Genomic DNA, 21,521 nt, shown 5'->3' with positions numbered 1-21,521 from the left:
GCAGGGGATCGTGCCACGGCCGTGCCACCAGTGGGTACGACACTCCGCGATCTTCATCCGTGGACCGCCGGATATTCCGACATATAGAGATCTATCGCTCACCGGCCGTTCGGTTCGGGTCCCCGATCAGGACCTTCTCGATGTCGGTCGGGGAGATCGTGGCCCATCGAACCGCCTGATGACTGATCACGCCGATCATGTCGGGGCGCATGCCGACGATCAGCGGGACCACCTCACCCAGGTGCAGGGCGGTGCCGACCAGGTCGGCCTCGGCCTGGAGCAGGGGCTGCAGCAGAACCAGATCGGCGTCGGACGCGGCTGTCACGTCCGTGCTGTCGAACGTCTCCCGCAGCGTCACCGTGGCCTCCCACGGCCCGCGCGGATCTCCGCCGCCGGCCCAGGTCTGCGCTCCGGAGTTGGCCCCGGCCGCGGCCGGCTCGGCATCGGCGGAATGCGGCCGGGGCGGCACGGGGTAGACCCCGGCCGGACCGGGCTGGAGTCCGCGGGCCTGCTCGGGCCATGGCGTGGCTCTCGGGCTGGGCCGAGGCATGATCCCTGATCCCGGCGTGGTCAACGGGTCGGACCACGGTGAGGTTGCGAGGGCGGGACGGGCGGCGACGGCCGGGCCGGTGTCGAGGATGGTCAGAAGTGGGCGCAGTGGGGTGCCCGGTGGCGGCTCGACGGGATGGTCGGGCGGCGCCAGGACGATCGTGCCGTGATCCGCCGCCGTGCCCCGGGCGAAGGCGGCCCACTCCCGCGGGCGCCGAGTGCGCACCAGGACCCGGGCGCCGACCGCCAGCGAGCGGAAGACCAGCAACTGCGCGCAGCGCAAGCCGCTGACCAGCAACATCCGGGTGGGCTCGGTGCGGAACAGCCGGATCGGCAGCGGATTGCCGTGCCGGTTGCGGCCGACCACGACACCGGACCAGGTCGTCGGCAGAACCAGCCGGTCGAACCGCGGACTCGCCGGTGACGCCCGTTTCGGGTGCCAGCCGTACTCCTCCTGCAGCGGACGGCCCGAGGCGCCGAGCGGCAGGGTGGCCGCGAGACCCCGGAGATGGTCGCCGTCCCGGCGGCGCAGGGCGACCAGGCGTCGAACCGAGGCCGCGGCGCTCTCCAGGGCGGCCGGATCCGAGGCGGTCAGGCGCACCGCCAGGCTGATCGACAGGGGATCGGCGGACCCCGACTCGGGGAGCTCGGCGGTCAGGGCCACCGTGGTCGCCGCGACCGGAAGCCGGAGCAGCCGGGTCAGCAGCTCGGCCGAGGGCGTCACCCCGGCCTCCGGGGACGTGTGGAACGTGGTCTGGGACAGGTCGCCGACCCGCAGGGACGACCACTCCTCGTGGACTTCGGCGGCCGGAACGCCGTACGCGAAATCGGTGATCGTGCGAATCGCCGCCGCCCGGTCCAGAGGATGCGCCGTCAGGCGCTTGGTCAGCTTGCGGACCAGGCCGGTCAGCGCGCGGCGCGACGCGACGTCGGACCCGCCCTCGTCGCGCCGCACGCGGACCGCGAGGACCGCCCGCGCGTGCCCGAATGCGCGGCCGTCGGCGAGTGCCCGGTAGGAGGTGACGATCGGGCCGGTCCCGGCCGTGGCGGCGGGTGCGGCCGAGAGCAGGAGCTGGACCCGGCAGGACGGGCGCTCGCGGTTGTCGCCGGCCACGATCTCCCACGGCGCGGTCAGCTCGTGCGAGGTGCCGGCCAGCAGATCGGCCGGGTCGCCCACCTCCAGGAGCACGGTGAGACCGGAACCGTCGTCGAGGACCGCGACCGGGCCGCCGGGCAGGTCGATCGAGGTCACCCGGGTGCCCGGGGCGACACGATCGAACACCGTGCCGGCCGGCCGGCGAGCGGCGCGGAACCGGAGGCCGGCGCCGAGCCACTCGAACGCCCAGTGCCCGCGAGCGCGAGACCAGGTCAGGATCAGCGCGAGGACGGCGCAGGCCATGGCCAGGAATCGGGCCGGGCCGCTCGCGGCGATGCCGACCAGGACGAGGACGGCCGCCGCCTGCGTGGCGATCACCTGATGAAGGCGCACGCCGGGCCGGCCGGCCACTCGCCGCGGTGCTGTCAGGTCCGCCGCCACGCGCACCCCCAAGATCGTGATGGACGTCGATCGTCTTGCGCGGCTCATGCTAGGCCGGAATCGGAATCGGCCGTGTCCGTCGTCCACAGGCCCGAGTTATCCACAGGCCTGGATTCGGGACTTCCGTCGCCGTCCACCCATCGCCTAGCGTCGAAGCTCGGAACGTGACCAGGTGATCACGCTGAGCCTTGATGCCTGGCCGCGACCGGTCCGCTTGATCATCCGCGGCGACACGTGGGTGACCTCGGCAAGTGTCCACATCAGAGAATGGGGGTGACCTCGGAAATGGCGTACACGCAGGCGGAGTCCGCGGTGATGGCGAGCACCGCGGCGAAATTCGACGAGGTCAACGGCGCGCTGCAGCAGATGCTGAGCCTGCTGATGACCGAGCTGTCCTCGCTCCACGGCTCCTGGAAAGGGCTCGGCGCGAGCGCTTTCGAACAGGTCAAGACGCAGTATGCGGCCGATCTGCGGAGTCTCAACCACGCGCTGGCCGAGACGGCCCAGTCGATCCGGGTCTCCGGGGCCGGCTATCAGACCACCGATTCCGACGCCGCCGGCCGTGTCGCCCGCACCGGCGGCACCTTCACGCTGCCGCTCTGACTTCTTCCGGAGGATTTTCGTGAACGACGGAGTTCTGCTCGTCAACTTCGGCGCCCTGCAGCAGGCCGGCGCCGACATCGACAAGGCGCTCGGCACGCTGCGGACACAACTCGACCAGCTCGAGAAGGATGCCGCTCCGCTGGTGGAGGGATGGGCCGGCGAGGCGCGCGAGGCGTATGCCCAGCGTCAGGCCAAGTGGCGAGCCGCCTCGGCCGACCTCGAAGGCATCCTGCGGCAGATCAAACTCGCGGTGGACGAGTCGGCCGCGGACTACGTGGCGACCGAACGGGCGGCGACACAACGGTTCCAGTGACGACGCGACCCACCCGTTCGGGCGTTCCTATTGGTCCGATCCGGGTGGGTTGAGGTCGCCCGTTCGCGTACTGGCCCGGGTGGTTGACACGGCTACCATCGGTTGTTGGATCATTGCGCCGGGCGATTGGAGCGCGCGTACCGGCTCGGCGCGACCGTGGACCGGGCGTGCCGGGATACAACTCGGTCATCAGCGCACTGCCGCCCATTGTCATTGCGGTCTGGCCTTGTAGGTTATACGCGTCGAGATGGCTCAGTCGTACGCGTGGGGAGAGGTGGACGTGTCCGAGTGGGAGCCGGTTACGGACGCTGAGGTCGCGATGCGCGATGCGTTGCGCACTGACGACCAGGAGTCCTATTTCCGCATCCTCGCTGGTGTCGACCTCTTGCTGCCGGTTTCGGCCGATGCGCTCGCAGGTCTGGCGCCGCTCGGCTGGGGCACCTGGAGCACCGGTGGGCGCACGCATGTGCTGGCGTTCACCTCACAGGAGGCGCTGCGTTCCTGCCTCTCCGACTACACGGGCTCGTCCCGCCGGGTTCCCTATGCGGAGCTTGCGAACACCTGGCCCAACCTGGAGTGGTGGCTGGCGGTCAATCCCGGTCTGCCGATCGAGGGATATCTGCCGGCCTGGTTCGTCGCTCAGCTCGCGCGTGGTGACCTGCGGCTTCCGACCCGCGGTCCGGGGCGTGAGGTGCACGGCACCTCCAAGATCCAGGAGCTCGGTGCGGCGGCGCTGGCGGCCAAGCGGTCCGGAGAGGGCCCTGGCGGCCCGACTCATGAGACGTCGGCGCCGGCCGCGGCCCCGCCGAGTTATCCGGGGGGCGGCCCGCAGCCGCCTCATCCCGGTTCCGGGCCGGGTGGGCTGCCTCAGCGCGGCGCTCCACAGCCTGGTGGGTCGCCTGTTCCGGCGGGGGCGGCCGCGCAGTTCGGCTCCGGCCCGGGTAGTGCCCCGGCCGGCTTCGGGCCCGGTGGCGCGCCGTTCGGGCCGGCCAGTGCCGTGCCGGGTGCGCCGGGATTCGGTCCGGGCGCCACGTCCGGTGCGCCCTCCGGCCCCGGTAACGCTCCTGGATCGTCACCGTTCGGTCCGGGCGGGGCTTCGCCCGGTGGCCTTCCCGTCCGTCCGGCGGGACCGCCCTCACGGCAGACCACGCCGTCCGGGCTGCCTGTGCGAACGCCCGCGGCGGCCGATCCGTCCGGTCAGCCGGCGGCTCCGCCCGCACCTGCCGCGCCGGCTCCCGGTCGTCCGGGTGCCGATGTTCCGGCCGCTTACCAGTCGCCGGGCATTCCGCGGGACTTCCCGGGTGCGCCCGGCCCGTCGTCGGCGCTGCCCACCCGCAGCACGGCCGGCAGCGGCACGGCCACCCCGGGGTGGAACTCCGACGCGGTTCCGTTCGGGCCGGAGAACGACCCGCGCGGCCCGCTGCAGGATCTGAACGCGCCGCTGCCGGTGCGTACCCCGATGGCCAACACGCCGCCGATCCCCGAGCACGTCAAGCCGTATGACCCGGCTGAGGCGCAGGTCGACCCGGGCTGGGCGACGATCGGCAGCGGGCGTGGTCCGAGCCTCGCTTCGAACGCGGCTGCCGGCGCGCCTGCTTCGCCCTCCGGCGCTCCGTCGGCTCCCGGCTCGCCCGTCGGCCCTCCTGCCGGTTTCGGGCCGCCTGCCGGCTCTCCGGCCGGCTTCGGCTCGCCTGCGGGTCCGCCTGCCGGTCCTCCGGCCGGTTTCGGCTCGCCTGCGGGACCTCCCGCAGGTCTCGGTTCGCCCGCCGGCCTCGGTTCGCCGGCCGGTCCGCCCGCGGGTCTCGGCTCGGGGATCAACCCGCCGCCGGCCCGTGGCGGCTCCGACCTGCCGCGGCGTCAGCCCGGGCAGGCCGCCGGGCCCAGCCAGACCACATCTTTCTCCGGGTTCACCAACTCCCGGACCATGCCGGGTTCCGCTCCGGCGGCGCCGAGCTTCCCGCAGGGGCCCGCATCGCCCCAGGCCGCGGCCGCGCAGAGCGCCCCGGCCTCGGCCGTGCCGGCTCTCGGGGCCTCGCCCGCCGGTGCTCTGCCCCCGGCTGCCTCGTCCGTGGCCCCGCCGACCGGTCCGGGCGGGTTGCCCCGCCGCCAGGTGACTCCGCCCTCGGAGCGCCCGGCCTCGATGGCGGCCGCCGCGCAGGCGCTGACCGGCGGCCGTACTCCGGCTCCGGATCCCAATCTGGCCCAGCGCGACCCGTCGGCTGACCGATTCGGCCCATCCGGGCCGCCGCCGGCTCTGCCGCGTTCCGACTTCGGTGCCCCCGGCGCTGATCGGTCGGCGCCGGGTGGTCGGCCCGGTCTGCTTCCGCCGGTCATTCCGGGTGCTCCCGGCGCTGACCGGGGTCCGGGATCGGCTGGCTACGGCGGGCCCGGTTCGGGTGCTCCCACGCCGGGTTCCCCGGCGTACGGTCAGGGACCGGCTGGTCAGGGCCCGGCCGGCTACGGCGCGGCTGCTTCGGCTTCCGGTTTCGGCCCGGGAAGTCCGGCGGGATTGGTGCCCGGGTTCGGCCCGGCGGCGACGTCCGGTGCTCCGGGCTCGCCCGCCGGCTATCCCGGCTCGCCCAGCGCCCTCGGACACTCCCCGGAGGGCCGCCCGGTCTCGGCGCCGGCCGCTCCGGGCACCCCGATCTCGGGTGCGGCCTACGCGGCTCCGGGCAACACCGACTATGCGGCTCCGGGCAGCCCGGCCACGGCGTATGCGGCTCCGGGCAGCAGCCCGGCGACGGCCTACGCCGGCGGCCCGGGAGGTTCGGACGCCTACGGGCAGAGCGGGGCCACGCCCTCGGCCTACGCGCCGTCCGGCTACAGCGCGCCGTCCGCGCCCGGCCCGGCCATCGGCATGCCCCCGCAGGGCAGCCCGGCTTCGGCGTACGCGAATCAGGCGCATGTGACGCAGATCATCCAGCTGCCCACGGCGACTCCGGCCGCGCCGACCTCGGGTTCGTCCGGGCTCGGCATTGCCGGCTCGGCGACCGGTGGCGCCCAGAGTGGTCCGGGCGGTCGTGCTCACGAGGACTTCGTCCCGGCCAACGAGACCGAACGGGAACTGCAGGACGCGGCCGACGCCGGGAACACCGACGTCTTCCTCTCCACCCTCCTGCTGGCGAACGTGCTGGTCCCGGTCGCCCACCACTCCCGCCCGGGCAGCGCGCCCGGCGAGTCCGGCTTCGCATTCCAGCCGGAGGAGGTCGAGGGCGAGAAGTTCCTCATCGTCTTCACCAGCAAGGACCGGCTCTCCGAGCACTTCGGCGAGCCGACCCGCACGGTGGGCGCCCGCTTCTACGAGCTGATCCGCAACTGGCCGGACCCGAACTGGTCGTTCGCCGTCAACCCGGGCACCCCGGTCGGCGCGAAGTACCCGGGCACCCAGATCATCGCGCTGGCGAACTGGGCCACCGAGGCCGGTCTCGGAGCGGATCCGATCGAGAACCCGGCGGCCGAGGAGACCGCGGCCACGGTGCCGGCTCCGGAGCCGGTCAACGACGAGGCGCAGCACGCCACCGTCATGCAGAAGACGATCGCGGCCGACCAGGTCGACTACTACCTGGACCGGGGCTACGACCGGGTGGCCGGTTTCGTTCACCGGGCGTCCGAGGTCGAGCACCTGCGGACTCCGGCCGAGTTGTTCGGCGCGCTCGGGCTCAACTACGAGAGCTCGCCGTTCCCGTCCGAGGCCAAGGAAGCGTTCGTGCTGCGCTGGCCGGCGTTCCGGCCCAGCCTGTACCGGATCCCCTACGGCGGGCAGAACGAGCAGGCCCTGCGGGCCATGGACGGCTGGGTGATCGAGCGGCCGCCGTTCCGGGGCAACGGGTTCGCCCCGGGCGAGGGCCGCGACGTCATCGCGGAGTTCAAGGTGGACAGTGTGCGGCTGCCGCACGGCGCCCAGTTGTGGCGCATCGACGCGGACGGTAACGAGCGCATGGTGGCGATCTTCGACGCGGACGGGCCGCTCTGGCGCCGGGTGGGTGAGCAGTGATGCGCGACGGTTACGTGGTGTCCTGGCAGGGCCAGGAGTTCGACGCGGTGCCGGACGGCGACAAGGTGCGGATCTACGGCACCCGGCCGGCTGACGGGTTCACCGAGGTCAAGCCCGGGCGTTACGTGCGGGTCCTGGAGCCGGACGAGTACGACGAGGTCGCCTACGTCCGGACGATGTGCACCTGGCGCGGCGAGCCGTTCATCGTGCTGGCCGAGGCGGACACCTGGCTGCGGCTGGAGTACACCGGGGGTCGCGCCCCGGTGGCCCGCCGGCTCGGCCTGGAAGAGTTCGACTACGGCGTCTACCAGGGCTGGGCCCCGGCCAGCGAGATCCGCGACCTGTACGAGCACCGCGTCTGACAAGCGAGCCCGGGGCTGAAAACGAGCCCCGGGTCCGGGAAGCGAGAAGGCCCGAGTCAGGTGGGGTTCTTCAGCCAGCGCAGGATCTCGCCGGTCACGACATCCGGCGCCTCCTGATGGATGAAGTGCCCGGCCCCGGGCAGCAGCCGCCACTCGTACGGCGCCGTCACATACCGCCCCGACCCTTGCGCCGTGCGCGGCAGGATCGCCGTGTCCAGTGACCCGTGCAGTTGCAGTGTCGGCATGCCGAGCGGCTGCTGCATGAGCTTCACGAACCGGTAGCCCTGGAGACGTAACGCGCTGCGCGCCACCCACCGGTACGCCTCCAGCGCGCAGAACGACGCCTGCGGGATCTGCATGGCCTGCCGGCAGCGGTACGAGTAGTCCGCGAATTCGGGGGTGGCCGCCCACGCCGGGCTGCTCCAGTGCTCGATGAGCTCGCCGATCAGCGCCGCATCGTCCCGGGTCAGCACATGTTCGTACCGTGGCACCTGGAATTTGAGGATGGCGGCGGAGGCCGCGAATTGGCCGCGAGGGTCGGCGAACAACGCGGCCCGCAACCGCAGCGGGTGGGCCGCGCCGAGCACCACCAGGCGGTTGACGAGTTTGGGGTGGAAGGCCGCGGCGGCCCAGCCGATCATGCCGCCGGCGCCGGCGCCGACGATGGTGGCCGAGCGTTCACCGAGGGCCCGGATCAGGCCGGTCACGTCGGCGGCCATGGTGTAACCGTCGTACCCCCTCGGGGGTTTGTCGCTCAGGCCGTAACCACGCAGGTCGATGGCGGCGGCCCGGTAGCCGGCGTCGGCGACGCGGGTCATCACGTCGTGCCAGGCCCACCAGAATTCGGGGAAGCCGTGCAGGAAGAGGACGAGCGGCCCGGTGCCGACCTCCACCACGTGGAACCGGCTGCCGTTGGCGCCGACGAAGCGGTGTGACCATGGGCCTTCCGCCATTACCACCGACTCGTCCATGTGGAAAGCCTATGCTCCGCTGTCACGGTCGATACGTGGCACTCGTGAACCCATGCAGGATCATCCGATCGGCTCGGCCGCGGTCATCGCCATCAGGTTGCCCGGCCCGCAGTAGATCTTCAGCAGCGTGGTCTCCAGTTTCACCTTGACCCGGGCCTTGTCCTTCAGCGTGATGCCGTCGGCGTTGTAGAGCGCGTAGCGGGTGCCGTCGTCGGCGGTGAGGCCGTAGCAGGGGCCGCTGCCGCCCCGGGTGACCATGCCGGCCACCCAGCCGGTCTCCGGGAGGTTGTCGGTGGGCTCCTTGGGCGGTTTGCCGGGCTCGGAGAGGGTGGGCAGCGGTGCCGGGGACGCCGACGAAGGAACCGGCGAGGCGGCGGTCGAGGAGGGTGCCGAAGAGGACGGCGTGGTGGTGCCACAGGCGGCGCTGAGGGCCCCGGCGATCACCGCGACTCCGACCCGGACCGTGTACTGGCTACGCATCTGCCCATCCTTTCCGCACGAACTGTCAACAGTGGGACGAAACGCGCCCCCGAACGGTTCCGGGGTGAAGGCAAAAAGGGAGCGGCGCCCGGGGAGTAGGGTCCCCGGGCGCCGCTTCGGTGGGTGGATCAGGAGACGGCGACCGTCATCGACGTGCCGAGCTGGCCCAGCACCGCGATCTTGACGCCGACGGCCGGGAGCTTGACGCCCTGGTTCGGCAGCTCGTCGTAGTAGTACTTGCCCTTGTCGTTGAAGACCGGGTTGCCCCACAGCGGGGAGACCACGGACTTCGCGCCGTTCAGGTGCAGCGTCATGCCGTCCGTCGGGAAGAGCCCGAACGGAGCGTCGTAGACCTGGACCCGCGACCGCCACGGAACACCGGTCGGGTTGTTGAACGGCTTGGGGTGCGCGTCGATGACCAGGTTGAGGCCGGATCCCGGGTGCACGTTGGTGTTGTTGTCGGTCTGGGAGGTGTCCCAGTACGAGATCAGCAGACCCGACTGGTAGTTGTAGTGCTCCACCCAGTCCGGCTTGGTGCTGGCCCAACCGAAGTTGTACGGCCCGTACTGCAGGTACTTGTCGTACGACGTGTAGCTGCGGTACCCGGCGATGTAGTAGTTCGGGTAGGCGCTGGTGCTGGTCGACCCGACGATGTTGAAGCCGGCCGCGGTCCACGTCGAGGTGCCCTCGGCGCCCTCGGTCGAGACGACGGTCCCGTCGGTGGTGACGGTCAGGTCGTCACCGAAGAAGCCGCCCTCGGAGACACCACCGTCGGTCACGTAGTGCAGGCGGAACTGGATGCTCTTGCCCGCGTACGCGTTCAGCGGCACCTCGATCGGCTTCCAGGCGTTGTCCGACGAGCCGGTGATGGCCGGTGCGCCGCTGCCGTCGGCGCCGAACGGCTCGCCGCCGACCGTGCCGTCGAGCTTGGTCCAGTTCGCACCGCCGTCGGTGGAGGCCTCGGCGTACAGGTAGTCGTAGTCCTGCTCGATCGCGTACCGGCCCTGGAGCGAGACGCTTCCGCTGCTCTTGCCGGTCAGGTCGATCGCCTTGGACAGCGACACGTTCAGGTCGTCCGCGTTGCCGGAGAAGAACTGCTTGCTACCGGAGTAGGGCTGGCCCAGATCCGTGGTGACCTTCTTGTCCGGGAGGTTCACCACCAGCGCCTGCTTCTTCGCGGTGTTGTACTCCTGCGGCCCGAGGTTGACGACCTTCTTCTGGCCGGCCTTGACCGACTCGTAGTTGAGCCAGCCGAGCTGCAGCTTGTTCCACGCGCCCAGGTCACCCGGGTGCGTGCCGATGGCCTGGTCGTTCTTGGCGCCGAGCCGGCTCTGCGCCATGAGCGTCCAGTACTCGTTGCTGTTGTCGCCCAGGCCGCTGGTGTCGTAGTCGTCCGGGAGGCCCAGGTCGTGGGTGTACTCGTGGACGAAGACGCTCAGGCCGCCGTTCTCCGGCTGGATCGTGTAGTCGCCGACCCACAGGCCGGTGTCACCGATCTGGGTGCCGCCCAGCTTGTTGCCGGTCGGGCCGGTCGCGCCGGCGTCGGTCGAGTAGGCGTACCACCGGTGGCTCCAGACGGCGTCCTCACCCTGGTACGGGTCACCGTCGGCCTGGTCGCCGCCGGCGTGGACGATCTGGAAGTGGTCCATGTAGCCGTCGGGCTCGTTGAAGTTGCCGTCGCCGTCGTAGTCGTAGCGGTCGTACTGGTCGAACTGCGCCAGCTCGGCCTTGACCTGCGCGGGCGTGGCACCGGCGGCGATCCGGTCGTTGTACCACTGGGTGACCGCGTCGCGGACCAGCGCCCACACGTTGGTGCAGTTGCTGGAGGCGCAGACGGCCGGGTCGTCGCCGTTGGCGTCGGTCGGGTTGTCGTTGGACCGCCCGTACCGAGCCTCGTTGTATTTGACCTTGACCCAGTCGGTGACCTCGCCGTCGACGCTGTAGCGCCCGGACGACTGGGTCTCGAAGTAGGTCTTGACCGACTCGGTGTCCTTGCCGGTGCCGAAGTACAGGTTCTGGTAGTACTTCTGCGAGTAGTCCTTCTGCCAGACCGTGGAGTTGTCGAGCTTCCGGTCGGGCTGCGGGATCGCGTTGTGAATCGGACCCTCGAACGTCGACGGGCCGGCGTACGCCGTCGTCGTGTCCTGGTCCGGGTACGACGGGTGCCGCTCGTTGCCGAACTCCGTGAGGATCACGAAGATCTTGTCGGTCTTCTCGCGGGCCAGCTCGACGTACTGGTTCTTGCCCGGGTGGCCGAAACCACCGTTACCGTACGTCTTGCCCAGGTTGACGACCTGACTACCGTTCCTGGTCTCCACCTTGGACTCACCGCTGACCACCTGGGAGACCGCTTCCTCGCGCAGTGCGCGACGCTTCTCCTCAAGCGGATTTGGCAGGTCATCGACCGGAGCGCTGTCTCCGGTCGATGCCACCGGAGCCGGATCCGCCGGCGGAGCCGCGAAGGCCATCGTTGGAGCCATCGCTCCGACGGTGGTCACCATCGCGGCGCCGAGCAGTCCCACGACCACCTTGCGCACTACGTTTACCTCCGTTTTAGCGGCCGGGCGCAGGGTGCCGCGCCTGGCATCAAACGGCCCCGGGGTTCGGGACTAGAGGTGAACGTATGCAAACTGACCGATGTTCGGGGATCGCACAGCAGATTGATGAACAACGGTTACGTGATATGACCTTGGCATATTATGACAATCGGCAAAAAGGACAAAAGGGCTGGTGGCGATTACGCCACCAGCCCTTATAGATAACTGTCAGTCTTCGGACTTCGCCGACTGCATGCCGGAACTGATCAGATCCATAACAGTCGAGTCCTGCAGCGTCGTGACGTCACCGAGCGACCGGTTCTCGGCCACGTCGCGCAGCAACCGCCGCATGATCTTGCCGGACCGGGTCTTCGGCAGCTCGGTGACGAGCATGATCTGCCGCGGCTTGGCGATCGGGCCGAGCGTCTTGGCCACGTGGTTGCGCAGCTCCTTGATCAGCTCCTCGCCGGCGTCGCCGTCGGTCACCACGTTGCCGCGCGGGATGGTGAACGCGACGATCGCCTGACCGGTCGTCGGGTCGGTCGCGCCGACCACCGCCGCCTCGGCCACCGCCGGGTGCGACACCAGCGCCGACTCCACCTCGGTGGTGGAGATGTTGTGACCGGAGATGAGCATGACGTCGTCGACCCGGCCGAGCAGCCAGAGCGCGCCGTCCTCGTCCTTCTTCGCGCCGTCCCCGGCGAAGTAGATCCACTTGTCGCCGTTGCCGGCCCCGGCGCCGAACCGCGACCAGTACGTGTCCAGGAACCGCTGGTCGTCACCCCAGATGGTGCGCAACATGGACGGCCACGGCTCGGTCAGCACCAGGAAGCCGCCGCCCCCGTCGGGCACCGACCGGGCCTGGTCGTCGATCACGTCGGCGCTGATGCCGGGCAGGGCGGTCATCGCCGAGCCGGGCTTGGCCGCGGTCACACCGGGCAGCGGCGAGATCATCACCGAGCCGGTCTCGGTCTGCCACCAGGTGTCGACGACCGGGGTGCGCTCGTGACCGACGTGCTCCCGGTACCACATCCAGGCCTCGGGGTTGATCGGCTCACCGACGCTGCCCAGCACCCGCAGCGAGGACAGGTCGTACTTGGCCGGGATGTCGTCGCCCCACTTCATCATGGTGCGGATCAGCGTCGGCGCGGTGTAGAGGATCGACACCTTGTACTTGTCGACGATCTGCCAGAAGCGGCCGCGGTCCGGGGTGTCCGGCGTGCCCTCGTACATCACCTGGGTGGCGCCGTTGGAGAGCGGCCCGTAGACGATGTAGGAGTGGCCGGTCACCCAGCCGATGTCGGCCGTGCACCAGTAGACGTCGGTCTCCGGCTTCAGATCGAAGACCGCATTGTGCGTGTACGAGGTCTGTGTCAGGTACCCACCGGTGGTGTGCAGGATGCCCTTCGGCTTACCGGTGGTGCCCGAGGTGTAGAGGATGAACAGCGGGTGCTCGGCGTCGAACGGCTGCGCCTTGTGCTCGGGGCTGGCCTGCTCGACCGTCTCGTGCCACCACTTGTCCTTGTCGGTCCAGGCGACCTCCTGGCCGGTGCGCCGGACCACCAGCACGTGCTCGATGCTCTCGCAGCGGGCCACGGCCTCGTCCACGGTCGGCTTCAGCGCGGACGGCTTGCCGCGACGGTAACCACCGTCGGCGGTGATCACGACCTTGGCGTCGGCGTCCTGGATGCGGGTGGAGAGCGCCTCGACCGAGAAGCCGCCGAACACCACGCTGTGCGTGGCGCCGATCCGGGCGCAGGCCAGCATCGCGACCGCGGCCTCGGGGATCATCGGCAGGTAGATCGCGACCCGGTCGCCGGCGGTCACGCCGAGGTCGGTGAGCGTGTTCGCGGCCTGCGAGACCAGCTTCAGCAGATCCGCGTAGGTCACCGTGCGGGTGTCGCCGGGCTCGCCCTCCCAGTGGATGGCGACCTTGTCCCCGTGGCCGGCCTCGACGTGCCGGTCCACACAGTTGTAGGCCACGTTCAGCTCGCCGCCGACGAACCACTTCGCGAACGGCGGGTTGGACCAGTCCAGCACCTGGTCCCACGGCTTGGCCCAGGCGAGCCGCTCGGCCTGGCGGGCCCAGTAGCCCAGCCGGTCGGCGGCCGCCTCGTCATACGCTTCGGCCTTGACGTTCGCGGCGGCCGCAAGCTCGGCGGGCGGTGGGAACCGCCGCGTCTCCGAGGACAGGTTCTCCAGTGTCTCGCTCATGAGGGCGGCTCCTCTGCCGTGACCGGGATCTCTTTGTTGCACACTAGTTCCGTCAGCGCGGCCCAGCGACAGGGGTGCGCGCCGAGTGACGCGTATGTGCTCGGTACTGCGCGAATCTTGCCAGTTCCACACTTGTTTGTGCACCCCGTGTTTCCGCCGTTTTACCGGTTACCTTGTTCGGGTGGATCCACTAGCACCCCTGCTCGACCTCGCTGACGTCGCTCCGGCCCTGGCCGCGGCCCGGGACAGCGTCGACACCGCCATGCGGCACCGCGCCCTGCGCCGGCACGGAGGCCAGGTCGCCGCCGAGGCCAGCCTGCGCGCGGCTGTCGCCAGCGCCGCCCTGGAAGGCAATCCTCACGAGCTCGACGACGTCCGCGCGGGCACCGTCACCGACCCGGTCCTGCAGGGCGCCCTGCGGGTTGCCGAGGGGCTCGGCGGCCTGGTCGACCTTTGGCCCCGAGCACCCCGCCAGGTCCTGGCCAAGTTGCACGTCCTGGCCGCCCGGGGCGTCGTCCACGCCGACCACCTCGGCCGGCTCACCGGCGGTGCCGAGCGGATCGACGCGCTCGCCGGCCTGGTCGCCGGCAACGACGAGACCCCGCCGCTGCTGCTGGCCGCGATCGTGCACGCCGAGCTGATCACGTTGCGGCCGTTCGCCGGTCCGGCCGGTGTGGTGGCCCGCGCCGCCGCCCGGCTCACCCTGATCGGCCGCGGCTTCGACCCGCGCGGCCTGGTCGGCGTCGAGGTCGGGCACCTGTCCCGCGAGCCGGAATACGTCGGCTCGGCCGGCGCCTACGCGACCGGCACCCCCGACGGCGTCCGCTCCTGGCTGCGGCACTACGCGGCCGCGATCACGGCCGGCGCGGAGGAGATCACCACGATCGGCGATCAGGTCCTGGCGGCCGTCTGACCTGTGATCATCGGCAAGTCGCATACTTTTCGGGTGGGTGACAACTGGGTGCGTCCGTACGAGCCCGGCTCCGGACGCTGGCTGGTCATAGCGTGGGAGGCCTTCGCTCTGGCGATGCTGAGCTGGGCCACGGTCCGGCAGTTCGACCTGATGGGCCACGGCGTGCGGGTGGTCGCGGGCCTGCTCGCCGCCGTCTGGGTGGTCGGCGCGTGGCGGATCCTGCAGCTCGGCGTCTACGTCAGCACGGAAGGTGTGCTGATCCGTGGCCTGCTGCGATCGCGCGTCATGCACTGGCGCGAGATCGGCGGCGTCCGGATCCACCGGGCCCGCCACCGCCTGGGACCGTGGGAGATCGAGAGCGGCAACACCGTGCTCCTGGAACGCCTCGACGGCCAGACGGTCAACACCGAGCTGTGGGAGAAGGGCGTCGACTTCCACTCCCGCCCGACCGTCTTCCGAGCCGTCTACCAGGAGATCCGCAACCGGCACAGAAAAGCCGCCACCGGACAGTGAACCACCGACGGTAAAGAGCCGGCGTCCCTCGCGGGGGCGCCGGCTTTGCGCGTCCGGACCGGGTTATCAAGCGTGCACCTGGGTCGTTGTCGACAGTCCTGCGGCCCGGTGATGATGATCCCCAGAGAAGGCGGAAGCACCACCTGAGGCGGAGGTCCCGTCGCAACGTGCCTGCCGTGGCTGATCGCGCGTGGGTTCCCGGTGGCCGTGCACGGTGCCCGAACAATCGGCCGACCCAACCTCGGTCTGAACTCGATTCCTCTTGGCTCCGCGCCTCTTTTCTACGCCGCTCCCGGCATGATCGCCAGGTTTCAGCCCGGCAAATCTGGCGTTCCGCAATTACTCAGACCAAAGCCATCCGCCCTGGTCATTGCGTTTTCCCCCGAAACAAAGATCAAATTCAAGACCTTCATGTCCCAGGTCCGCCGTGGTCCGGATCGTCGCTCCCGCGGGGACCCTTCCGGTCTGAGCAGGGCGCTGGCGCGCCCAGAACGCTCAGCCCGCAAGGGCGACGTGGTCGGGTGGTTGCGGTCAGAGCAACAACCCCGTCCACGCCCCCAGTCGCCCGGTCGGCGCCTGTGCGGCGGGCTCGCGCGAGATGGCGGCCACGCCGGCCGGAGTCCGTGGGCTGGTGCTCAGCGGTGTTTGAGGCGCCCCGGAGAGTTGGCTGGGGGCGGCACCGGGGCTACGTCGCGGAGGGGTGGCGACGGGCGCGGTGCTCATCACGTACCAAATCGGGGGTTTGATCTTCAAGCGACGGCGGCGCGGGAGCGGCGGTGGCGGCCGTAGAGGGCGAAGCCGATGGCGACGCCCACGCCGACGCCGAGAGCGGCCGCGGTGATCGGGACGGCCGGGCGGTCGCGGAGGCGTTTGCCGAGGGCGATCGGGTGGCGGAACTCCAGCACGGGCCAGCGGCGCTCGACGGCGACGCGGCGCAGGCCCCGGTCCGGGTTGACGACGCTGGGGTGACCGACCGCTTCCAGCATCGGCAGGTCGCTGCTGGAGTCGGAGTAGGCGAAGCACTGGCTCAGGTCGTAACCACGGGTGGCGGCCAGCTCGCGAATGCCGACGACCTTGGCCGGGCCGGCCGCGTAGAACTCGACCTTCCCGCTGTACCGCCCGTCGACGATCGCCATGCGAGTCGCGATCACGTCGCGGATGCCCAGGAGCTCGCCGATCGGGCGGACCATCTCGTCACCGGACGCGGACACGAGCACCACGTCACGCCCGGCCGCCTGGTGCTCGGCGATCAGCGCGGCGGCCTCCGCGTACACATACGGGTTGATCAGCTCGTTGAGAGTTTCCGCGACGATCTGCTGCACCTGATCGACCCGCCAGCCCTTGCACAGGGCGGCCAGATAATCCCGGGTGCGGGCCATGGCCTGCTCGTCGGTGCCGCCCCCGAGCCGGAACATCAGCTGGGCATAGGCCGACTTCACCACATCACGTCGGCTGATCAGGCCATCGCGATAGAAGGGCCGTCCGAAGGCCAGCGCGCTGGACTTGGCGATGACGGTCTTGTCTAGGTCGAAAAACGCGGCACTGGGGCCCACGGGCCGAAAGTGTAGCCGCAAGGGGCCCGCGAGCGAGCACCCGATCGCCGTGACGCGCTGTGAAAACGGTCAGAGGGGCAGGGACCTTGCATCGAGTTACATTCGGTACTCGACTGCCGCCTCAGTCTGAGGCAGACTTGTGTTTGCGCCGGGGAATAGTGTTATTACCGTCGCGTCGCGTAGACCTAAATGATATGGCCCTCGGTGGCCGCGCCCCCCGCGGTACCACCGAGTTGATTCGGCTCGACCCCCCCGGAGCCGAATCCCAGGACGACCCCCGCCTCCCCCGGCGGGGGTCGTTCCCTTCAGCGCTCAGGTTCCGGTCGCCCTCTCCGCCTCGCGGAACTCGACCAGGCTCTCCGTCGCCCCGGTCTCGATCAGGCCGAAGAACTCGCTGAGGCCGGTCACGGTGAGGACCCGGCGAAACGTCGGGCTCGGGTTGAGCACCACATAGCGAATGTCGCTCTCCGTGGCCGCTCGATAACCCTCGATCAGGGCGCCGAGGCCGGTCGAGTCGATGAAGGACGCGTCGCGCAGATCCACGTGGACGGTCGACGGTGACCAGTCGGTGATGGCATCCCGGATGCCGTCGGCCACCTCGTCGGCGTTGGAGAAGTCGATCTCCCCGATCACCGTGACAGTGACCGCCCCGTCGTCGGCGAGCGTGGTCCGGATCGAGTTACCCATACCAACTCCATCGCTCCGTGTCGGCCCAACATACCCAACGCGCGCCGCTCCATACGTTGATGGGCCTAACAGATCCAGATACCCGACCGCCGATATCCACAGCGTCGGAAGTTATCCACAGGTCGCGGGGCGCTCGATTGCCGGGAACCGGCCGGGCCGGGAGGTTGGGCGGGCCCAATCTGCGCATCCCATGGGAGACCGCGATGCCCCTGCCGCCCCGCCCGCTCCTGGTCACCGCCGACTCCGACCTGCTCGACGACCTGCTGCGCCTGGCCGCCGCCGCCGGCAGCGAGGTCGAGGTGGCGTCCGACCCGGCCGCCGCCCGCCCCCGCTACCTGCTCGCCCCGATCGCCCTGATCGGCGCCGACCAGGCCGTTCCCTGCCTGCGCGCCCGGCTGCCACGCCGGCCCCGGGTGATCGTCGTCGCCCGGGGCGCACCGGGGGAGGAGGCCTGGTCGGCCGCCGAACCGCTCGGCGCCGACCACATCGTCGTGCTGCCCGAAGCCGAGCCGTGGCTGATCGAGCAGCTCGCCGACCGGCCGCGCCCGCCCGCGGTCTCGCGCCGAAGCCGAGCCGTGGCTGATCGAGCAGCTCGCCGACCGGCCGCGCCCGCCCGCGGTCTCGCGCACCCTGGCCGTCATCGGCGGACGCGGCGGCGCCGGGGCGAGCATCCTCGCCGCCGGGCTCGCCGCGATGGCCGTCGACGCCCGGCACCGGACTCTGCTCATCGACGCCGACCCGCTCGGCGGCGGCCTCGACCTGGTCCTCGGCTGGGAGCAGGTGAGCGGCCTGCGCTGGCCCGGCCTGGCCGAGGCCGGCGGCCGGGTCGACCCGCCCGCCCTGCTCGGTGCCCTGCCGCACCGCGGCGACCTGGTGCTGCTCTCCTTCGACCGGAAAGAGCTGGGAGGCGTGCCGGCCGAGGCGATGGCGGCCACCCTGGACGCCGCCCGCCGCGGACGGGACGTGATCATCGCCGACCTGCCGCGACGGGTCGACGACGCCGCGGTGCTGGCCCTGCAGGCCGCCGACCGGACCCTGCTCGTGGTGCCGGCCGAACTGCGCGCCACCGCGTCGGCGGCCCGCACCCTGGCCCAGATCCGGCCGCACTGCGACGAGATCGCGGTGGTCGTGCGCGGGCCCGCGCCCGGACGGCTACGACCCCGGCAGATCGCGCAGACACTCGGACTACCGCTGGCCGGTTCGCTGCGACCCGAGCCGGCGATGTGCCAGGCGCTCGAACGCGGCACCCCGCCGACCTCGGACGGGAAAGGGCACCTGGCCCAGCTGTGCCGGCGGCTGATCGACGAGCTGACCAGCGTCCGGGCGGTGACGGCGTGAGCGTGGCCGATCGGGTGCGGCGCCAGTTCGCCTACGAGGGAGTCGACGCCACCCCGGCCGCGGTCGTGAACGCCGTCCGCCGGGAGAACGGGGTGCTCGGCGACCGGGCCGTGCTGCGGCTCGCCGACCAGGTGCGGGACGAACTGATCGGGGCCGGGCCGCTGGCGCCGCTGCTGGCCGACCCGGCCGTCACCGACGTACTGGTCAACGGGGTTCAGGTGTGGGTGGACCGCGGGGCCGGCCTGCAACGGGTGGCGGTCCGGCTGGGCGAGACCGAGGACGTGCGCCGGCTGGCCCAGCGACTAGTCGCGGCCTGCGGGCGGCGACTGGACGACGGCCAGCCGTACGCGGATGCGCGACTGCCCGACGGAACCCGGCTGCACGCCGTCCTGCCGCCGGTCGCCACCCAGGGGCCGTACCTGTCGTTGCGGACGTTCCGGCAGCGCCCGTTCAGCCTGGCTGACCTGGTCACGCACGGGACCGTGCCGGCCGCGGTGGCGCCGCTGCTGGAAGCGATCGTCAGCGCCCGACTGGCCTACCTGGTGACCGGCGGCACCGGCAGCGGCAAGACCACGCTGCTGGCGACCCTGCTCGGGCTGGTACCCCCGACCGAACGGATCGTCCTGGTCGAGGACGCGGCCGAACTACGGCCGGTGCACCCGCACGTGGTCGCGCTGCAGGCGCGGACGGCCAATGTGGAGGGGGCCGGGGTGGTCGGGCTGACCGATCTCGTACGGCAGGCGATGCGCATGCGGCCCGACCGGCTCGTCATCGGGGAGTGTCGCGGGGCCGAAATCGTGGACCTGCTGGGGGCGCTCAACACCGGGCACGACGGCGGGGCCGGAACACTGCACGCCAACGCGCCGGCCGACGTGCCGGCCCGGCTGGAAGCGCTCGGGATGCTCGGCGGGCTGCCCCGGGCCGCGCTGCACGCCCAGGTGCTGGCGGCGCTGCAAGTCGTGCTGCAGGTGCGGCGCAGCGCGAACGGGCGGGTGCTGGAGTCGATAAGCGTGCTCGTGCCGTCCGGGGAGTCCCGGCTGACGACCGTGATCCCGGCGTGGGAGCGGAACTCGGGCCCCGGATCCGGGGCCGGTCGGCTCGGACGGATGCTGACGGACCGCGGGGTTCGGGTGCCACCCGTGCTGGGGGCGTCGTGATCGCGGTACTGGTCGTGTGCCTGCTCGGATGCGCGGTCGCCCTCGCGTGGCCGCGCGCCGGGGTGCTGGCGAGGCTCTCCGGTGCTCGTCCGGCGTTCCGCCTCGGCACGCTGCCGCGGCTGCGGATGCCGGTGAGCGAACTCGGCCGTCGCGGCGTGTTCGGGGCCGCCGGGCTGGCTGCCCTGGCCGGGTTGCTGCTCGGCGGGCCGGTGGCGGCGCTGATCGGGGCGATCTACGCCGCGCTCGGCATGGCCGAATGGCTGCGGCGGGCCGGGCGCAAACGGGTCGCGGCCGGGCGAGCGACCGCCCTGGACGGGCTGTCCGCCCTCGTCGCCGACCTGCGGGCCGGACTGCCGCCCGCACTGGTGGCCGCCGGCCCGCTCGACGGGGACGGGCGACTCACCCACCTGACCGGGGCCGTGTGGCGGCTGGCCGAACGCACCGGAGCCCCGGCCGCCGACCTGCTGGAACGGATCGAATCGGATGCTCGGGCGGTCGACCGGGCCGCGGCCTCGGCCTCCGCGCAGGCGGCCGGGGCGCACGCGACAGCGGTGCTGCTGGCCGCGCTGCCGCTGGGCGGAATCGCCCTCGGCTACTCGATCGGGGCAGATCCACTTCAGATTCTTTTGCGTACGCCGTTAGGGGCGGCCTGTGCGATCGCCGCCGTGCTGCTGCAGTGCGGCGGGTTGCGGTGGGCGCGACGGCTCGTCGAAGGGCCGCGCTGATGGAACCGACATGCGGGGCGGTGGCGGTGCTCCGGCCGGGTGGGCCGGTGCGGATGCCGCTGCGCGAGTGCTGCGTGGCGGTGCTGCTCGGGGCCCGCTCCTCCCTCAGCGTCTGCCACGCGGCGGCCGTCGAACCGGCGCCCCATCCGGTGCCGCTCCCGCCCGTCGAGTCGGCGTCTCTCCTGCCCGTCGAGCTGGCGTCTTCTCCGGAGATCGCGCCTTGGCTGGAGGAGGTGGTCGAGGCGTGGCCGTGACCTTCGTCTTCGTGGTGGCGGCCGTACTCGTGCTGGTCGTGCCGGTACTGCATCGGCGCCGAGCCGGTCGACGACTCAAACAGATCGGGACGGCCGCCGAGAACGAGCCGCCGACCGCCCGGAACGACCGGCGGAACCAGATCCTGATCGCGGCGATCGCCGGAATCGGCGTCGCCGGCCTGATCGGGGGCGGATGGGGCGTGCCGATCGGTGCGGCCACCGGGATCGGCGTCGCGCGGTTCCTGCGCCGGCAGGAACCGGCCGAGGTCAAACGGGAACGCCGGGAAGCACTGGCCGACCTGCCGCTCGGCGCCGACCTGCTGGCCGCCGCCCTGCGAGCCGGCGCCCCGGTGGATCGGGCCGCGGCGGCGGTCGCCGACGCGCTCGGCGGGCCGCTCGGTGCGCGGATGGAACGAACCGCCAGGTCGCTTCGGCTCGGCGCGGGACCGGCCGAGGCCTGGGCGCACGTGGCCGAGGTGACCGGGGCCGAACGGCTGGCCGCGGCCGCGGTGCGTTCCAGCGCCAGCGGCGGCGCACTGGCCCGAGCCCTCGAACGGCTAGCCGGTGAACTACGGGCCGACCGTTCGGTGGCCGTCGAGGCGGCCGCGCAGCGGGCCGGGGTGCTGATCGTTCTGCCGCTCGGACTGTGCTTCCTGCCCGCGTTTCTGCTGGCCGGGCTGATGCCGGTGATGGTCGCCGTGCTCGGGGAGGTGCTCGGCGACGTCCTGTGAGACCGAGGCGCGGCGCGATCTCCGCGGCGCGCTCAAAACGCCCGGTGCGCGGCGCGATCCCGCGTCGAGCCCGGAACCCCTTTCGGCGCG

At 71.5% G+C, this 21,521-nt stretch carries 17 protein-coding genes and 1 pseudogene; 11 read left to right on the top strand and 7 right to left on the bottom strand.

Annotated features, from left to right (window positions below; genetic code table 11):
• Positions 1 to 91: 91 nt before the first annotated feature.
• Positions 92 to 2,092, bottom strand: a complete 2,001-nt coding sequence (locus ACSHV8_RS39865; RefSeq protein WP_436524646.1) for a type VII secretion protein EccE — start codon at positions 2,090 to 2,092, stop codon at positions 92 to 94.
• A 279-nt stretch (positions 2,093 to 2,371) separates the two neighbouring features.
• On the opposite strand from ACSHV8_RS39865, the gene ACSHV8_RS39860 reads away from it, so the two are divergent.
• The 4 genes from ACSHV8_RS39860 to ACSHV8_RS39845 all read left to right on the top strand — a co-directional run bounded on the left by ACSHV8_RS39860 (position 2,372) and on the right by ACSHV8_RS39845 (position 7,358).
• Positions 2,372 to 2,689 carry a WXG100 family type VII secretion target gene (locus ACSHV8_RS39860; protein WP_436524645.1) on the top strand — a complete coding sequence of 106 codons (318 nt, stop codon included), beginning with the start codon at positions 2,372 to 2,374 and terminating at the stop codon, positions 2,687 to 2,689.
• A gap of 19 nt (positions 2,690 to 2,708) precedes the next feature.
• Entirely contained in the window at positions 2,709 to 3,002 is a 294-nt protein-coding gene (locus ACSHV8_RS39855) for a WXG100 family type VII secretion target (RefSeq protein ID WP_436524643.1), read from the top strand.
• 247 nt (positions 3,003 to 3,249) lie between these two features.
• The gene (locus ACSHV8_RS39850) at positions 3,250 to 6,996 is read left to right on the top strand and encodes an SseB family protein (protein WP_436524641.1); all 3,747 of its coding nucleotides are present in this window, start codon (positions 3,250 to 3,252) and stop codon (positions 6,994 to 6,996) included.
• Positions 6,993 to 7,358, top strand: coding sequence for a hypothetical protein (locus ACSHV8_RS39845; RefSeq protein ID WP_436524639.1), 366 nt, complete (start codon positions 6,993 to 6,995; stop codon positions 7,356 to 7,358). Before ACSHV8_RS39850 ends, ACSHV8_RS39845 begins: the two co-directional genes overlap by 4 nt.
• A gap of 56 nt (positions 7,359 to 7,414) precedes the next feature.
• Here the strand turns inward: ACSHV8_RS39845 and ACSHV8_RS39840 are convergent, their stop codons facing one another.
• The 4 genes from ACSHV8_RS39840 to acs all read right to left on the bottom strand — a co-directional run bounded on the left by ACSHV8_RS39840 (position 7,415) and on the right by acs (position 13,560).
• Positions 7,415 to 8,329, bottom strand: a complete 915-nt coding sequence (locus ACSHV8_RS39840; RefSeq protein ID WP_436524638.1) for an alpha/beta fold hydrolase — start codon at positions 8,327 to 8,329, stop codon at positions 7,415 to 7,417.
• A 60-nt stretch (positions 8,330 to 8,389) separates the two neighbouring features.
• Positions 8,390 to 8,809, bottom strand: coding sequence for a hypothetical protein (locus ACSHV8_RS39835; protein ID WP_436524636.1), 420 nt, complete (start codon positions 8,807 to 8,809; stop codon positions 8,390 to 8,392).
• A 128-nt stretch (positions 8,810 to 8,937) separates the two neighbouring features.
• The gene (locus ACSHV8_RS39830) at positions 8,938 to 11,331 is read right to left on the bottom strand and encodes an immune inhibitor A domain-containing protein (RefSeq protein WP_436537120.1); all 2,394 of its coding nucleotides are present in this window, start codon (positions 11,329 to 11,331) and stop codon (positions 8,938 to 8,940) included.
• A gap of 243 nt (positions 11,332 to 11,574) precedes the next feature.
• A complete protein-coding gene (gene acs / locus ACSHV8_RS39825) occupies positions 11,575 to 13,560 on the bottom strand; it encodes an acetate--CoA ligase (protein ID WP_436524634.1) in 1,986 nt (661 codons plus the stop codon).
• Positions 13,561 to 13,741: 181 nt separating this feature from the next.
• Between acs and ACSHV8_RS39820 the strand changes: the two genes are divergently transcribed.
• Both ACSHV8_RS39820 and ACSHV8_RS39815 read left to right on the top strand, forming a co-directional pair.
• Positions 13,742 to 14,473: an oxidoreductase gene (locus ACSHV8_RS39820; protein ID WP_436524632.1), complete on the top strand. Its 732-nt coding sequence runs from the start codon at positions 13,742 to 13,744 to the stop codon at positions 14,471 to 14,473.
• Between the two features lie 33 nt (positions 14,474 to 14,506).
• Positions 14,507 to 14,986 (top strand): PH domain-containing protein, encoded by a 480-nt coding sequence (locus ACSHV8_RS39815; RefSeq protein WP_436524630.1) that lies wholly within the window; start codon positions 14,507 to 14,509, stop codon positions 14,984 to 14,986.
• A gap of 749 nt (positions 14,987 to 15,735) precedes the next feature.
• Here ACSHV8_RS39815 and ACSHV8_RS39810 read toward each other — a convergent pair.
• Together ACSHV8_RS39810 and ACSHV8_RS39805 are read right to left on the bottom strand one after the other, a co-directional pair.
• A complete protein-coding gene (locus ACSHV8_RS39810) occupies positions 15,736 to 16,539 on the bottom strand; it encodes an HAD family hydrolase (RefSeq protein WP_436524628.1) in 804 nt (267 codons plus the stop codon).
• A 312-nt stretch (positions 16,540 to 16,851) separates the two neighbouring features.
• Complete coding sequence (locus ACSHV8_RS39805) at positions 16,852 to 17,226, bottom strand: STAS domain-containing protein (protein ID WP_436524626.1); 375 nt, start codon at positions 17,224 to 17,226, stop codon at positions 16,852 to 16,854.
• A 203-nt stretch (positions 17,227 to 17,429) separates the two neighbouring features.
• Between ACSHV8_RS39805 and ssd the strand changes: the two are divergent.
• The 5 genes and pseudogenes from ssd to ACSHV8_RS39780 all read left to right on the top strand — a co-directional run bounded on the left by ssd (position 17,430) and on the right by ACSHV8_RS39780 (position 21,431).
• A pseudogene (ssd, locus tag ACSHV8_RS39800) lies at positions 17,430 to 18,564 on the top strand (septum site-determining protein Ssd).
• Positions 18,561 to 19,721 (top strand): TadA family conjugal transfer-associated ATPase, encoded by a 1,161-nt coding sequence (locus tag ACSHV8_RS39795; protein WP_436524624.1) that lies wholly within the window; start codon positions 18,561 to 18,563, stop codon positions 19,719 to 19,721. The pseudogene ssd and the gene ACSHV8_RS39795 overlap by 4 nt, the downstream one beginning before the upstream one ends.
• Entirely contained in the window at positions 19,718 to 20,446 is a 729-nt protein-coding gene (locus tag ACSHV8_RS39790) for a type II secretion system F family protein (protein ID WP_436524622.1), read from the top strand. Before ACSHV8_RS39795 ends, ACSHV8_RS39790 begins: the two co-directional genes overlap by 4 nt.
• Positions 20,446 to 20,700, top strand: a complete 255-nt coding sequence (locus ACSHV8_RS39785; RefSeq protein ID WP_436524620.1) for a hypothetical protein — start codon at positions 20,446 to 20,448, stop codon at positions 20,698 to 20,700. Before ACSHV8_RS39790 ends, ACSHV8_RS39785 begins: the two co-directional genes overlap by 1 nt.
• The gene (locus tag ACSHV8_RS39780) at positions 20,691 to 21,431 is read left to right on the top strand and encodes a type II secretion system F family protein (RefSeq protein WP_436524618.1); all 741 of its coding nucleotides are present in this window, start codon (positions 20,691 to 20,693) and stop codon (positions 21,429 to 21,431) included. The genes ACSHV8_RS39785 and ACSHV8_RS39780 overlap by 10 nt, the downstream gene beginning before the upstream one ends.
• Positions 21,432 to 21,521 lie beyond the last annotated feature (90 nt).

It is taken from the genome of Actinoplanes sp. HUAS TT8 (genome assembly GCF_051380535.1).
In the GTDB taxonomy this organism is placed as follows: domain Bacteria; phylum Actinomycetota; class Actinomycetes; order Mycobacteriales; family Micromonosporaceae; genus Actinoplanes.
The sequence above is the reverse complement of the archived record's forward strand: the minus strand, read 5'-3'. Positions and strand labels throughout refer to the sequence as shown.